The sequence below is a fragment of the Legionella anisa genome (genome assembly GCF_001467525.1).
GTDB lineage: Bacteria > Pseudomonadota > Gammaproteobacteria > Legionellales > Legionellaceae > Legionella > Legionella anisa.
This window is the reverse complement of record NZ_LNXS01000008.1, coordinates 1-14,404: the sequence shown is the minus strand read 5'-3', so window position 1 is coordinate 14,404 and position 14,404 is coordinate 1. Positions and strand designations below refer to the sequence as shown.

Genomic DNA, 14,404 nt, shown 5'->3' with positions numbered 1-14,404 from the left:
GAAAAAATGGCCTAAAACACTGTCAACCCCTAAATGATAAAATTTAAAAATATTTTTTACGCAGCCTTGCCGAAAGGACACACCTTTTACCCCACCAACACTCTATCACCTCGTGGTAAGAAAGAGTCTACCACGGTATTTCTGGTATCAGACAGACCCTTTGGCATAGCACTTTCGGCAAGTCGGGAGTATGTACGATGAAAAAAAATGCTGGACTGAAAATATTAACTGGAACTGTGATCGCGGTTGTTGCACTCATTATGATGAACAGCAAACATCATGACCGTGAACCCGAAGCCACTCGCCACGATCCCAATAATCTGAATGAAGCCATTGCCAGTCAGTTTAATGACAACATCCGTGATGTTGCTGCAAGACTACAGGAAACCGAAAAGAAACTTGCCAGTCTTGAATCGGAAAACAAGCAACTCAAAGGTAAAAAGGAAAATGTGCAGACTTCTTATAATCCTGAGTTGCTTAAAGAAATAGAACAACTAAAATCCGAATTGGCCAATGTCAAAACCAGTCAAGAATCCCAACAAAACTTTCAATCCTACACCGTCAATGGAGAATCGACTCTTACCAAAGAACAAAGTGTTAAGGACATCGATGCTTTATTAATGAAACGTGAACAAAATCCTAATGAACAAGCCTATTGGGAGGGATTAAAGAAAAAAAAGCAAGCATTAACCCAAAAAGTTAAAACAGCGGCTTTAAATAGTAAAGATAAAAAAAGTATTCCCTATTACACCATTCCAGCAGGCTCCGATTTAGGCAGAACTACCTTGTTATCAGCACTGATTGGTGAGGTACCAGTTGAAGGCAAGCTCATGCAGCCTTTATTTCCCTTCTCAGCCATTATTAATCGTGGTGATTTAATGGCTGCTAATGGTATCCCTTTGCCTCCCAATATTTCAGGTATGAAAGTTAATGGTTATGCAATCGGTGTTGGTTCGTTTTTGGATAACATCAGCTGTGTTCGAGCCTATGTGACCTCTGCTTTGTTTGTTTTTGATGACGGCCATTTTGTGACCGTGGGTAAAGAGCAAATGACTGGAACAGCTGAAATGGTCAATAACGAAAGTTTAGGTTATCTCACCACCGCTTTTGGTAATCCCTGCATTAAAGGCCAGTATTTTACTAATGCTCCAAAAGTACTTACAGCACTTGTGGCTTCTGATGGGATTAAAGGGTTTGGTAATGCACTTTCCCAGTGGCAAATGAGCTATACCGCCAATGCGAATGGTGCGACAGGCATACCTACCGGCTCCATGGGCAATTATGCTTTGGGTGGTGCGCTTTCCCAGGGAACAGTTAAAGCTGCTGATTGGCTAGAAAAACGCATTCAAGGCAGCTTCGATATGGTTTTTGTTCCAGCATCTCAACGATACAGACCGACACAACTTTCATTTCACGTCACACAAACCATCAACCTTGATAAAGAAACCAATGGGAGAGTATTAGATTATGGCCATTTACAACAAACTGCACATGATTTTAGCCTTAGGTAGCGTCTTGGTGCTTAGTGCTTGCGCCTCAAAGACAGTTGGCTCCACGGCAATTCCCGAAGGAGGATTGACTGTTAGCCAACTTTATCAGCAAAGCCTTGGCGAGGCCATGCCTGGCTGGTCTGTACCTAAAAGACAGGCTAAAACCGTGAATTATTCAGGGTATACACGAGATGCTTCCAACGAGATCCAACATTTATTCAAGCCTTTGGATAACCCACAAGTTCCGATTTATGTGTTTCCTCATGTTGCTGTCATTGGTGATGAGCAATTGTTAAAACCAGGCTATACCACAGCCTTTTTTCTCTATAAACAAAATCAATTTGCATTAGCTTCCGAGCACTATTAAGAGGTAAATAATGAAATTATTCAGCCAAGTAAGTGACTGGCTGTTAGGACAACCCAATAAACCAGCATTAACGCAACAAAACATAAAAAAAAGATTTGAGAATCACAACCCTTCCTTTGCCAATCAATTGTCCATGGTAGATTTTAGTGATGAACTTAATCTCTTTTTACTCAATGATGGAGTCAGCATTGGTTCAGGCTTTGAATTAGCATCCATTCCAGCAGAAGCAACATCTACCGAACATTTATACGCTGTATTTAGCAAAATTCGTGATACTTTTGCCACGGTCGTACCTTTGCACAAACAAGATCCTTGGGTAATGCAAATGTATGTCAATGACGAATACAGTTTAAAACCTGTTCTTAATCATATTCAACAAAGCATTGCACCAGACATTGCTGATACATCCTTCACTCGTGACTATTTGGCAAGGTTGGATGATCTGTTTTGCAAGATGACAAGACCCGAAGGATTGTTTGTTGATCCAAAAACCGATGCACCCTATCGCGGCAGACGAAGACGAATCAGGGTTTTGTTTTATCGCCTCTATCAAAAAACGCAAACCACTAGAGAACAGGCACTTGCCGAACATCAGGAAGTCATGGCTCAGATTGAAAGCAAATTACTATCACCTGGTCTTCAACTAAAACGACTAACCGGTAAAGATTATTATCAGTGGTTGGTGCGGTGGTTTGCAGCTAACGCTGAAGAACTACTGGCTCGTTTTCCTTACCCTAAAGACAAAAAACCAGCAGGCTATACCTTAAGTCAGAATATTTTGTTTCATGAACCGCAAAGTGATGAGCATGGGTTTATATTTGATGAGATGATTCATCGTATTCTTTATATCGATGGTCTGAAAGAAGCACCTGAAATTGGTCTTTTATCTCGTGAAAAACCACAAGCCAATCCCAAACACCGATACGCACTTTTAGATAAGTTGCCAGAAGGTGCTACCTACACTATTCAGGTTGTCTTTGAAAATGATGAAGCCTTAGATGCGCATCTGATTCGTCTTGAAAAAGGCATCGTAGGAACAAGCCTTAAACCGTCACAAGTCAGAGAGGATATCAAAACTGCACGAGATGAATTGTCTATAGGAAACCGTCTGTTTTGGGTTAATCAATCTATTTTTTATCGTGCCAACACAAAAGACCAGGCAGTACGCATTGAAAAAGAGCTAAAAGAATTATTTATTGAAGCCAAAATGCCTTTGATTTCTTCTGGTTTCGACATTCATCCCATCAACAGTTATCTCAATGCCTTACCTTTTAATTTCATCCCACAATACGCTCGCCAATATTTGCGCTTTGACAGATTGATGTATGCGTCTGAATTAGCCTCTTTACTGCCCGTGTATGGCCGCAACCAGGGAGCAAGACACCTTCCCTGTTTCACCTTTTTTAACCGTTTAGGAGAACCAGTACTCTTTGATGTGTTGCATCATGATTTTATCAGCCAAAACTCCCACATGGCCTTGTTTGCCAATTCCGGTGGCGGCAAATCAGTGGCTACTGGCTGGATGATTAATTCGTTGATGGCCACTAAAAATGCCCGCATCATTCTTTTTGAAATGGGTAATTCTTTTGATCGTATGCTCCTTCATGCCAAAGCCCATGGCAAAAAAACAAAGCAGTTATTACTTAGCAATAAGAAAAATGAAGCTGTTCCATTAAATCCTTTTTGTGAGGCCTATAAAGCCATTCCTGGAATAACAGACAATTTAAATGTAGAGCAGGCAGCTCTAATTGCGCAAAAAATTATGGCGCTCAAAGCAAATCTCGAACAGCCTGCCAGTTCGGAAGATTTATCCTGTGATGATGGATCTCGATCGTATTTGGCAGAACTGGCTTTGGCATTGCGTACCATGATTACTGAAGCCAATGCGTTGGAAGAAGAGCAATTTACCTTAGCCGATGAAACATTGTTAATTGAAGTATTAAGTGATGCCATCTTAACGTCTTTTAAACATGACATACCGCAAATGCTGACTGAACATGTCGTGAGTGCTTTTAAACGGCGATTGGATAAAGAAACGGTGGCTCGCAAGAAAGACCGCATTTTAGATATGCACGACCGATTAAACAGTTATGTCATTAACAGCGCCAAATCACGCTTTTTTAATGTGCCAACTGAACCTTTAGGAGATTTTGATATTTTTCATGTTGATATCTCCGCGATTAAAGATGATACCGGAAAGCTCGCTTTAGTAATGGTCTCTTTATTACCAAGAATATTGGCTATGGCAGAAGCTACTCAAAACGACAACAGACCAACCTTTCTTTTTATTGATGAATCTCATTTGCAATTTCAAATTCCTTCAGTGGTGACCGTATGTTTATTGGTTGCCAAAGTAGCCAGAAAATTAGGTCTTTGGCTGGTTGCTATTACCCAAAACGTCACCGATATGAATTCGGAAAAAGCCACCAAGATTTTATCGCTAATTGAAACCTGGATTTTATTAGGCCTTGATGAAAAGGAAATTGGCGATGTCAAACGCTTTAAATCATTAACTCCGCAACAAGAAGCTTTAATTAGAGATATTGATTCACAAAAAGGCTTATATGCAGAAGCAGTTTTATTAGGCTCACGTTATCAAGGATTATTTCGTGTAATTCCACCTCGCTACTTACTTGCTCTTTTAATGACTGAAAAATCTGAAAAAGCACAACGCCATTCCCTGGAGAAACAACATGATGTCCTTAAAGCCGCTGAACTGCTTGCCGACCTTCTCGAAAATAAAAAACAAAGCAAAAATCATGATGCTTATTTCTATGATGATTAGCACATCCATCCATGCAAGAGAAAGCATAGAGCCACCTAGTCCTATTAGCAGTTTTGGTATTGCCACCAAGGTATTGGGCAGGATCTTTACCAACAGTCATTACAAGGTAATTGGTTCCTGTACTTGGGCAGTTGGAAAACTTCCGCCTAAGCTGGTGGCTGTTCCTGCAATCGAGCAGTTTTTACCTGACTTAATTGTCACAGTGGCTAATCGCCCTGAAACCAATCCATGGATTGAAGCACGTGCACTTTATGAAAATCCGGCAAGCCAAGCCTTGTATCAAAAAACCTATCTACTAGCGACTGGTTCAGCACTAGGTTTTGGCGATGATGCAGGACAAACCTCAGCCATGCACATCAATGAAGAACGCACACGGGTTGTTGATATAATTGGCAGCCCCGCAGGTCTTTATCGTTTCCCTTATTTATCACATAAACCTGAAACACGTTTTGGTTCTCCTTACTACATCAGTGAGGCTGATGCCGTATCAGACCGCACAGAGCTTGCTGAAATTGCTTATATGGCAACTCATCCTCATCTGTTATTCAATCATGACATAGGATCCGCAACACAGTCGTGGGGACATGAAATCCCAAGGATTATGCGAGTCACGCAGCCCTCACGCTTTAGAGCATCCGTTGTTGCAGCCCTTCATGCAGCAGACATCGTGACCAATAAAAACAGTCTTCATGTGACCCAGAGCACCAGTAATTCTTGTGGTGCTAATTGCGTAGTAGCCAATATCGTATTCGATGGCCACAACAAAAACATCATCTGGCAGGAAGTATACCCCAAAAACCGCAACCTCAACTTTAATGATACCAGCGATATGGGTGTAGAAGATGACAAAGCAGGTAATGGGAATTATGTCTTTGTAGTTTGGCGAAAATATCGAGGCTGTATTGCCCATGAAGGGAAATTGCTTCGCGCACTTTCATTCCCCAAAGTGGGACATCCTCAAAAACGATAGGAGTTAATCATGCACAAACTGTCTATGTCTTTAATTACATTAATGCTACCAAAAATGCTCTTTGCCAGTTCTTTTATGCCTAATGAATCGGATTATTATTACAAGTTGGGTGGTTCATCCAATCTATATGTACCCCCTGTTAATAATGACCAAACCATCACTATTGGTGGTAATGTCGATGGGCGGCTTGGCTTTACCTGTAATGGATTTAATCCTGTAGTCTCTATTACCAATACCTTTCAGGATATGAAGTCTTCTGCCATGAATATTCCTGGCGGTATTATTGATAACCTCAAAGGATCTGTTGCAGGCTTTCCACTGTATAAACTACAACAATCCATGCCTGCGCTTTATAACGTACTGCAAAATACGGCCAGCTACGCACAGAATGAATTTAGCGTCAAAGTAAAAGATTGTCAGGATGTGAAAAAGACTCTGGAAGAGGGGCAATCACCTATGGAAAGTATGCTTTCTGTGTCTGATAGTCAGGGCTGGCTTGAGGCAGCAAAACGAGCGAAAACTGAAAATGTGGATGTGACTTCAACGGCTAAAAGTATTGCTAAAAAACGAGACGAATATGGACTGCCCTGGATAGGTCGGGAAAGCGGAAATGCTGGTGGAACATACCAACGGCCTATCAAAGTCATTAACGATGTAGTCATTGCGGGTTATAACATTTTACTAAATCGCAAACCGCTTAATAATGAGAAGAAGCCAGATACCAAAACACCCATGACACACACTTGGCCAACGCCCGCTGATGCCAGTCAATGGGCAGTAAAAGTATTAGGTGATATTCATGTAAGCACCGCTACAGATGCAGATAAAACCAAACACGATGCCAAAGCTGGCATTGGATTATCCGCGTTATTACAAAGTTGCGACAGCTCCAATACCTGTACTTCCAATGTATCTAAAGCACTGTGGAATCTAGTAGACAAAAAATGGCCGTTGACTGAAGAAAAACTCAAAATGGTTAGTGCATCCAACTTGATGATTACAGATGAAATCATCATCACCATACAACGTATGCCGCGTGAAGAACAAATCTTGACTGTTTCCAAATTGGCTGAGGAAATTGCTGTACAAAACATGCTCGATAAAGCCTTAATGATGCGCCGTATTTTACAAGCTGGTTTACAAATACAAGAAGTACAAAACTTAAAACCCGCGCTTGATATGGTGAAATTTGCCTTAAAGAAACTCGATGATGACATTCATTCTTTAGCTTTTGAAAGCGAAGTTCGTAAAAAAATGATGACTGAAACCTTAGGTCTTTTGATGGATATGCGAGGTAGCGATATAGCCAAGGGCTTGCCTGGTGATGACCATGAACAATCGCAAGTTAAAAATGGCGCAGTCTATGCGAAACCTGATTCGAAAGGAGCATAAGATGGTCGTATTTAGCCCTTTATCTTTGTACACCACCTATTTAGGCTGGCAGCAATATGAGGTGATTTTTAATGCCCTGTGGCAAACCGGGTTGTTATATCTTGGTTTTCTTATGGTAGGGTATCGATTCTTAAAAAATGTGCTGGCACCTTCTGGTGCCACACATCACGCGGCAGAGTATGCCTTGAATCATTTTCTTTATGAATTGGCAATTACTTTTTTGATTTGCGGCATCTTTATCTACCCCTGTGTGCCATTGGAAGAAAAAGCCATGAGTTTTAAGCCCATGTGCGGTATAAAAAAAGGAACAGATGCAAAAACCTCTACTTTAAAAGATACAGGTACTACTTATGATGAAGCATTTGCAGACGTACTGACTCCCAATGTCAAAATGCCTATTGGTTTTGCACTCTTGCAAAATTACATGTCAGGGATTACCTACGGCTTGATGAAAGTGACGGGTTGCACCGACAGTTTACAAGCGATTGAAGGCGATTTAATTTCCACCTATTTACCTGCCGATGTACGTGAACAAGCATTGAATTTTCACAGACAATGCTTCCTTGAGGCCAGAAGTCAATATCACAATGAACCGCACGACAAAACCAAAGTCAATGACATTTTAAAAAAATACGGTGGTGAGGAAGATTTGAAATGGGTGGGTTCCAAAGTCTATCAAACACTATACTACGATAAGATTTATGCAAGACAACCCGTACCTGGCTTTACCTTTAACGAAGCCCCCAACAAGAATCTCGAAAAAGCAGCAGAACGTGGTGATATTGATGCCAAACACCTGCCAGAGCAAGGTTATCCCAGCTGCAATCAATGGTGGAAAAAACTTAAAACAGATTTGGTGTTCGTTGCCAATAACGCCAGTGTCTTTGACAACCACCTTAGCTATTACGCAGTTTTGGACAGAGTACGTACTTTCAAAAATAACCACCCCAAAGCCTGGGGTTCACAATTAAGCTCAGAAGACTATATTGCCAAGATGCTGCTTAATGACAGCCGTGACATGCAAGCTAACAGCATGAAAAACCTAATGGGCAATACAAATGGCGCATTTGGTGGTGCCATTTCTCATGGGTTAGTGAATATCGGACAATTGACAAAATCTTGGGTCTCAACGCCGTTAAAGCGCGAGGCTATTATGCAAACACTACCAGTCATGCAGGCCTTTTTGTATTTCTTCCTGATTATATTGACCCCTGTGATTTTGGCTTTAAGTGGTTATAACCCCAAAGCTTTAGGCAGTATTTGCGGTCTGTTTATCATGGCGATTTTCCTACAATACCTGTGGCATCTGGTGGGTTTTGTCGAGCGCAGTGTTCTTGATCCTTTAGGGCAAAACGATGCCATTGCAGCTATGCGCAATATGGCGGTTTTATTCTACTTTATTGCACCCATGTTGCTCTTAAAACTGTCCAGTCATTTTGGTGGAGAAGCAGGGGCAGCTCTTGGTGCTTTGGTCAATGACGCAGCGCAACACAGTAACAAAGTTGCTAACTCAGGTGTGGATACCATCAAGCAAGGGGCAAAAATAGCCAGCATGGGGAAAGTAAAATGAAACTAGTCTCCATGAATGTGTCTGGCGTATTCAGAACCACTGATTGCACCATCTTCATAAAGTTCGGTTGCCTTCCCCGCAACATAGTGTGGTTTATCTTTTTCATCGGAAGCAAAGGCAACAATCGCTTGCAAAGCAAGAAGACTTATCTTGCCAAGTGTTTTCAATCCCTTCAAAACCACCGACTGTGTTGGGTTGTTCTTCCTAATCATAGGAGTGTTTTCCATGTTAAATAAACGGTTCTATAAATCCATTATAGGCATAAGCAAATTCATTCTGCCAGTGGTATTACTTTTGTTATTAGTGCCTTTTTTGATGCGATTCAGTACTGAACTTAGCACCATGAATGACTTTTTCAAAACCCATCAAATAGGCTTTTTAATCTGCCATATGCTGTTTTATCTAGCGTTTTATTGGGCTTGGCCAAAACTGATTACAGGCATAGTAAATCAACGCCAACATGAACTTGATGAGGCTCAAATTAAATTGGCTTTGCAAGCAAAATACTACCTGCTTGCGGCCCTAATCCTTTTTGAATTACTCGTTTGGTGGAGATAAATCATGAGCCAATATCCCGTTGAAAACCTTTTGCGCGAACCCACTGAATTCTATACCTTCCTGACCTGTACTTCACTGGCATGGCTCACTGTCGCTCACCCACACCTGTTTCTACTCACACAAAACATGGGAGTCTATGCAGCACTCAACCTTATAACATTAGGTCTAGTGAGAGGATATCAGGCTTTTCGCATTAAGCGTTATCACCGCAGACTTATTGCCATGCCTTATTATGCTTTATCCACTACCGAAGTGCCATTGTCCAAGAAATGGTTGTTTCTTGGTAAAGGGTTTCGTTGGTTGCCTCATCATACGCAGCGATTGCATCAAATTAAACAAATTAGAAATGAATCGTTTATGCAACGAAATGCTTGCTATCGCAAAGTACGTGATTATTGCAAAAACCACGACAGTTCATTATTGACCCAACTGTTTAATACCCCATTAAGATTTAATCCATTCAAACCTGATCCACCCGTAGGTGGCTGCTCATACCTACATGGGTTAGGTGAAAAAGATAGTTCTGTCTATATCCCGCAAGAAGTTCGAGTTGGTCATACTTTTGTAGTGGGCACAACTCGAGTTGGTAAAACACGCCTAGCAAGCATCCTAATTAATCAGGATATTAGAAATGGCGATGCAGTGATTGTCGTTGACCCCAAAGGAGATTTAGATTTAGTTCGTGATATGTACTCAGCCTGCAAAGCTAGTGGCAGATTACATGATTTTAGAGTGGTGCATTTAGGTTTTCCTGAATTGTCTGCTCACTACAATCCGCTCAAAAACTATGATCAAGTCAGTGAGGTTGCTACACGTGTTACCGATGCGATTCAAGCTGAGGGCGAAGGAAAACAGTTTGCAGCCTTTGCCTGGAAATATGTGAATATTGTAGCCATCTGCCTTGAGGAAATGAAACAACTTATTTCTTATACTTCTATAGGGTTTTACATCAATCGATTGGATCAACTACTAATGGCCTATTCTGATGCCATACTCCCCACACATGATCCAAATTATCATGAAAAAATAGAAGAAATCATTGCTAATAATGATTGTCGTATAGATAAATACGGCAATACACCACCGCCTATGAGCCGCACAAAGGCGGTGGTGAAATATTTACAAGAGCATATCAGTAAAACCATCACTTCAGGCAATGTCGAAAGCCTTCATGATCAAGTACTCATTGATCTGTTTGATGCTGCCATCATGGACAAAAATTATTACGATAAAATCACGGCCAGTGTCGGCCCTGTGTTATCAGAGATTAATAAAAGTAATGCCTCAAAGATCTTCTCATTTCATAAAAGCAATTGTGAAATCGAGTTGATGAGTGCAATAAAAAACAAACAAGTCATCTATATCGGGCTGGATAGCTTAACAAACCCCAATATCGCCCAAGCAGTCGGTAAAGCCTTTTTGTCAGATTTAGTATCCACTGCTGGAAAAATATATAAGGAAAGTAACGCGAATTACCGACTCAATCTCCATTGTGATGAGCTTTCTGAAATCATCCAAGACTCATTTGTCAAAATTTTAAATAAAGCAGGTGGAGCTGGGTTTCAAGTCACAGCTTATGCTCAGACCAAACAAGATATGGAGGTGGCGCTAGGTTCAAAAGCCAAAGCAGAGGTGACTGAAGGAAATTTAAATACCCTCATCATGTTACGTGTTAAAAATGAAGAAACAGCCAATTTATTAGTCAAAGTATTACCAAAAATTGGCGTGGTCGAGCACACTCAAGTGTCCATGGTCAACGACACACCCCATGGCGAGGATGGCGTTTATTTTAACACCACCAATGAAGATCGAGTACAAACCACCGCAGTACCTATGATTGATGTCAATGACATTATCTCATTGCCCAAAGGGCAAGCCTTTGTTTTAGTGAATGGCGGAGAGCTATACAAGGTAAGAATACCCTTACCTGTGAACGATGGATTAGCCCCCAAGGATATCAAAAGTGCTATTCATGCAATAAATCAATTAGATGATAACCTTGGAGATTAATATGAAAGCAGAAATTACTTTAAACCTTCGTACCCGTGAAGTGTATAAATTATTCGAGAGAAAAATTAGCGGTGATAGGCTATTTATTGATGCTATCTTGCATAAGATGAATATTGCCATTGGGCAATATCGTAAGCAAAATCCCATGGCTCTTAAGATGTTGCACGAGATAGAACAACAACTCAATTCTCTAACCAATGAATTTGCATCTGAAATTAAGCGATTTGAAGAGTTGCTCGCTAAGAAAAAAGAGTTTAAGGGCAAACAAATCAATTTTGTTGTGCAGTTTCATCCAAAGATTATTGTATGTAACCCCCTAAGTACGAAATTAGCTGAATTAATTGACGTTTATGATCAATTGATGGCGACTTTGAAATTACTCCGGCTTACAGGATGCTTCGAGACTGATCAGGCATATTTTATCCATATGCAACAAAAACAAAAGCTCACTAACCAATCACTAAGCAGAATTATCTTGGGCTGAATGAATTTAATTCTCTTAGAATATGGCATTGAATTATAGTGAACCCCCTATATCCGACAATGCCATAAAAATTATTCAAAATCCCACGACTAAGTTAATGATTTGCTTTTCTCAAAATCTTGAGATATTGCTTCGGCTTTTTTCTGCTGTTCAAAAAGCTTGCAATAATGCTCTCGCATAGAAGCATCTTTGGCATTTTTACACAACTGTTTAAATGTTTCTATGTTCGTACTTTCTTGAGCTGGATTTGCAAAAATCATCGTAGGAAAACACAACAAAATAAAAATCAATTTTTTCACAATTTCATCCTTAATAAATAAAACTATGCTTCGGGCCAGACTCCTAAATGAGTCTTAACTGAGTTCAGAATAATATAATATCTTTACCCACACAACTTCTCTTCGCATTTTTCTCGGCTGCGTCACTGAGGATTTACCCGCAGTGACGCAGCCGAAGGGCTGCGAAATTTTTCAATAAATTCAACTCACTATTCATCATTGAGCAAGCGCGTGCAACGCGATTGCTCAAAATAATAATTTAAAAGCCCTTGCCCAACACAAATCGTTTTGCTAATGTAATATTAAGCATAACTGACGAGACCGGTGTGATTCCGGCGAAACCTTAACAGGTCTTATGCAATAGCCACTCTCATTCTCTAATCTTGTGGTAGAACGATAAGTCGAGAACAAAACACCATCTGCACTTCACAGAATCTATTGTAATAAAAAGCAATACAATTCTTTAAGAATTGGAACCTCACAATACCCTCTCTGTATTGCCCCGTGCGCAACAATAGTTTGTAAGGCTTTGTTGTATTTAAAACCATTAAACCTAAGGAGATCATCACCACAAAAAAAGTAGTACCAATGTAATCAGGCCAATAGAAGTTTGTAGTTTAAAACTGATTTGCCCCTGAACTGAGCCTTGAGGCACTACGCCTGGTACTGCAACCTTGCAGGCCGCTCTACCAACACTAAACAAAATACCAGGGCAAATAGTTTTAGAGGGTTACAGATGAGAAAAAATCAGCTCAGACAACAAGTAGATCAGTATTGTAAACACAATCACACAGGTTCATTCCGCGCTAAAAAGCACCGTCATTTTGTATTACACAAAATGATTCGTGATTTATATCATATTGGGCATGTTCCCCCAAAATGGCATGCAGTTACTCATGATCATATGGTGCAACTCGTTGCTCATTGGCAAAAAGAGGAGATCAATCCCAAAACCATCATGAAATACATGACCATCATTCGTAGATTTTTTCAGAGCGTTGATCATACAATCCCTGATATTAGTAACCAACATTTGCGAATTAAAAGCACTAAATTTCGCTCCAAGACAATCCACTTCCCAAATAATAGTTTTGAAACACTAGAAAATCCTATTGCAAAAATATTACTCGAATTCCAAGTTTATTTTGGATTAACACTTAGTGAATCAATGCGTCTAAATCCTGCTATTCATATTCAGGAAAATGCACTATGGATTACAAGGGATATTGCCACAAACAACCATGACAGGAGGATTCCTGTTAGAAATGATAGGCAATCTGAAGTAAACAACTCACTTCAAAAACTATGTAAAGAACAAAATTTGATTTTAACTTATGGTTATCATTCTGTACGTGGCGCATACAGCCATGAAATGAAAAAAATAGGCTTGCCATCATCAAAAAGCTACCGCTGTTTTTATGCCAAAAGTATGTATCCGGAACTGAGTCAAATCTTATCTCCTTACTTGGCGAAACAAACCATCATGCGTGAAATGGGACTGCAATCCAGACGAACGTTATGGAGTTATCTGCATGAGTAATACAAAATTGCGTTCAGCAAAATTTTCAATCAACGAATTAGTTAAAAAAGCATATGGCCATTCCTATGCTAGCCAATCAGACATGCGTCATATGCTCTTTCGATGTGTAAAAGATTTACATGAACTTGGCTATAAAATTGGCCATATAAAAGGATTAAAAGCAAAACATATCTACGTGCTAGTAGATCACTGGAAATCTGAAGGAAAAAATCCAGGAACAATTAAAAACTATATGGCCAAACTACGCAAAGCAGCCTGTCTGTTGGATAATCCGAAACTCATTAAGCCAGAAAATAGTGCATACAATATTAGCCAACGCTCTTATGTATCTTCGATTAACAAAGCGATTCATCATATTGACTTATCTAAGTGCACTGATCCTTACATTAGATTATCACTTGAAGGTCAAATGCTTTTTGGCCTAAGGCGTGAAGAATCCATGAAATTCACGCTTAGTGAAGCACAACATGGGAATAGCTTGATTATTAAACCAAGTTGGACAAAAGGAGGCATAGGCAGAACACTAAACATAATAAATGAAGCACAACGTCAATGGTTAACAAAGGTTTCTCAGTTAGTAAGGGCTGGGGAATCGCTCATCCCTTCAAATAGAACCTATAAGCAGCACTTAAGTCATTATGAAGAACAAGCGAAAGCCATGAGGGTTAGTAAATTGCATGGCTTAAGACATGCTTATGCCCAGAGACGATATAAAGATCTCACCCAATTATTTGATCCAAAAAACCAAGGAATGCTATGTCCATTTGAAGGCGGAAAAAAATTCAAAGACATGAATCCAATAGAAAAAGCCATGGATAGAAAAGCACGCCAAATAATTAGCCTTGAATTAGGGCACTCACGCTTGTCAATAACAAGAGTTTATTGTGGAAAGTAGGTGATTATGTAAAGTAACTAGAAAAAAGCCAATATTATCAATACATAGATACCTAAATACTTCAC

13 protein-coding genes and 1 pseudogene are annotated in these 14,404 nt (G+C 40.0%); 12 read left to right on the top strand and 2 right to left on the bottom strand.

The genetic code is table 11. From position 1 onward, the window contains the following. Positions 1-81: 81 nt before the first annotated feature. The 7 genes and pseudogenes from Lani_RS21085 to Lani_RS03390 all read left to right on the top strand — a co-directional run. Positions 82-201, top strand: a pseudogene (locus Lani_RS21085) (TIGR03749 family integrating conjugative element protein); the annotation flags it as partial. Further along, complete coding sequence (locus Lani_RS03415) at positions 198-1,511, top strand: TIGR03752 family integrating conjugative element protein (protein ID WP_058388399.1); 1,314 nt, start codon at positions 198-200, stop codon at positions 1,509-1,511. The pseudogene Lani_RS21085 and the gene Lani_RS03415, both read left to right, overlap by 4 nt. Continuing rightward, complete coding sequence (locus tag Lani_RS03410; protein WP_040523620.1) at positions 1,468-1,857, top strand: TIGR03751 family conjugal transfer lipoprotein; 390 nt, start codon at positions 1,468-1,470, stop codon at positions 1,855-1,857. Before Lani_RS03415 ends, Lani_RS03410 begins: the two co-directional genes overlap by 44 nt. Before the next feature lie 10 nt (positions 1,858-1,867). Next, a complete protein-coding gene (locus Lani_RS03405) occupies positions 1,868-4,642 on the top strand; it encodes a conjugative transfer ATPase (RefSeq protein WP_019235729.1) in 2,775 nt (924 codons plus the stop codon). After that, positions 4,617-5,612, top strand: a complete 996-nt coding sequence (locus Lani_RS03400; RefSeq protein ID WP_019235728.1) for a TIGR03756 family integrating conjugative element protein — start codon at positions 4,617-4,619, stop codon at positions 5,610-5,612. The genes Lani_RS03405 and Lani_RS03400 overlap by 26 nt, the downstream gene beginning before the upstream one ends. A 9-nt stretch (positions 5,613-5,621) precedes the next feature. After that, positions 5,622-7,004 (top strand): integrating conjugative element protein, encoded by a 1,383-nt coding sequence (locus Lani_RS03395; protein WP_019235727.1) that lies wholly within the window; start codon positions 5,622-5,624, stop codon positions 7,002-7,004. 1 nt (position 7,005) lies between these two features. After that, complete coding sequence (locus tag Lani_RS03390) at positions 7,006-8,574, top strand: conjugal transfer protein TraG N-terminal domain-containing protein (protein WP_019235726.1); 1,569 nt, start codon at positions 7,006-7,008, stop codon at positions 8,572-8,574. Positions 8,575-8,576: 2 nt separating this feature from the next. Here the strand turns inward: Lani_RS03390 and Lani_RS03385 are convergent, their stop codons facing one another. Further along, positions 8,577-8,786: a hypothetical protein gene (locus Lani_RS03385; protein WP_040523623.1), complete on the bottom strand. Its 210-nt coding sequence runs from the start codon at positions 8,784-8,786 to the stop codon at positions 8,577-8,579. A 13-nt stretch (positions 8,787-8,799) separates the two neighbouring features. Here Lani_RS03385 and Lani_RS03380 point away from each other — a divergent pair, with 13 nt between their 5' ends. From Lani_RS03380 to Lani_RS03370, 3 genes are read left to right on the top strand one after another with little or no spacing between them, the layout of a single operon-like run. Continuing rightward, positions 8,800-9,132 carry a hypothetical protein gene (locus Lani_RS03380; protein ID WP_019235724.1) on the top strand — a complete coding sequence of 111 codons (333 nt, stop codon included), beginning with the start codon at positions 8,800-8,802 and terminating at the stop codon, positions 9,130-9,132. Between the two features lie 3 nt (positions 9,133-9,135). Further along, positions 9,136-11,142, top strand: a complete 2,007-nt coding sequence (gene traD / locus Lani_RS03375; protein WP_019235723.1) for a type IV conjugative transfer system coupling protein TraD — start codon at positions 9,136-9,138, stop codon at positions 11,140-11,142. A 1-nt stretch (position 11,143) separates the two neighbouring features. Next, a complete protein-coding gene (locus Lani_RS03370) occupies positions 11,144-11,626 on the top strand; it encodes an AcaB family transcriptional regulator (RefSeq protein WP_040523618.1) in 483 nt (160 codons plus the stop codon). 89 nt (positions 11,627-11,715) lie between these two features. Here Lani_RS03370 and Lani_RS03365 read toward each other — a convergent pair whose 3' ends face one another. Then, on the bottom strand, positions 11,716-11,925 hold the full coding sequence (locus Lani_RS03365; protein WP_019235721.1) for a hypothetical protein: 210 nt from the start codon (positions 11,923-11,925) through the stop codon (positions 11,716-11,718). Positions 11,926-12,640: 715 nt separating this feature from the next. Here Lani_RS03365 and Lani_RS03360 point away from each other — a divergent pair. Continuing rightward, a complete protein-coding gene (locus Lani_RS03360; RefSeq protein WP_019235720.1) occupies positions 12,641-13,444 on the top strand; it encodes a phage integrase N-terminal domain-containing protein in 804 nt (267 codons plus the stop codon). Beyond that, entirely contained in the window at positions 13,437-14,339 is a 903-nt protein-coding gene (locus Lani_RS03355) for a phage integrase N-terminal domain-containing protein (protein WP_058388398.1), read from the top strand. Before Lani_RS03360 ends, Lani_RS03355 begins: the two co-directional genes overlap by 8 nt. Positions 14,340-14,404: the final 65 nt, after the last annotated feature.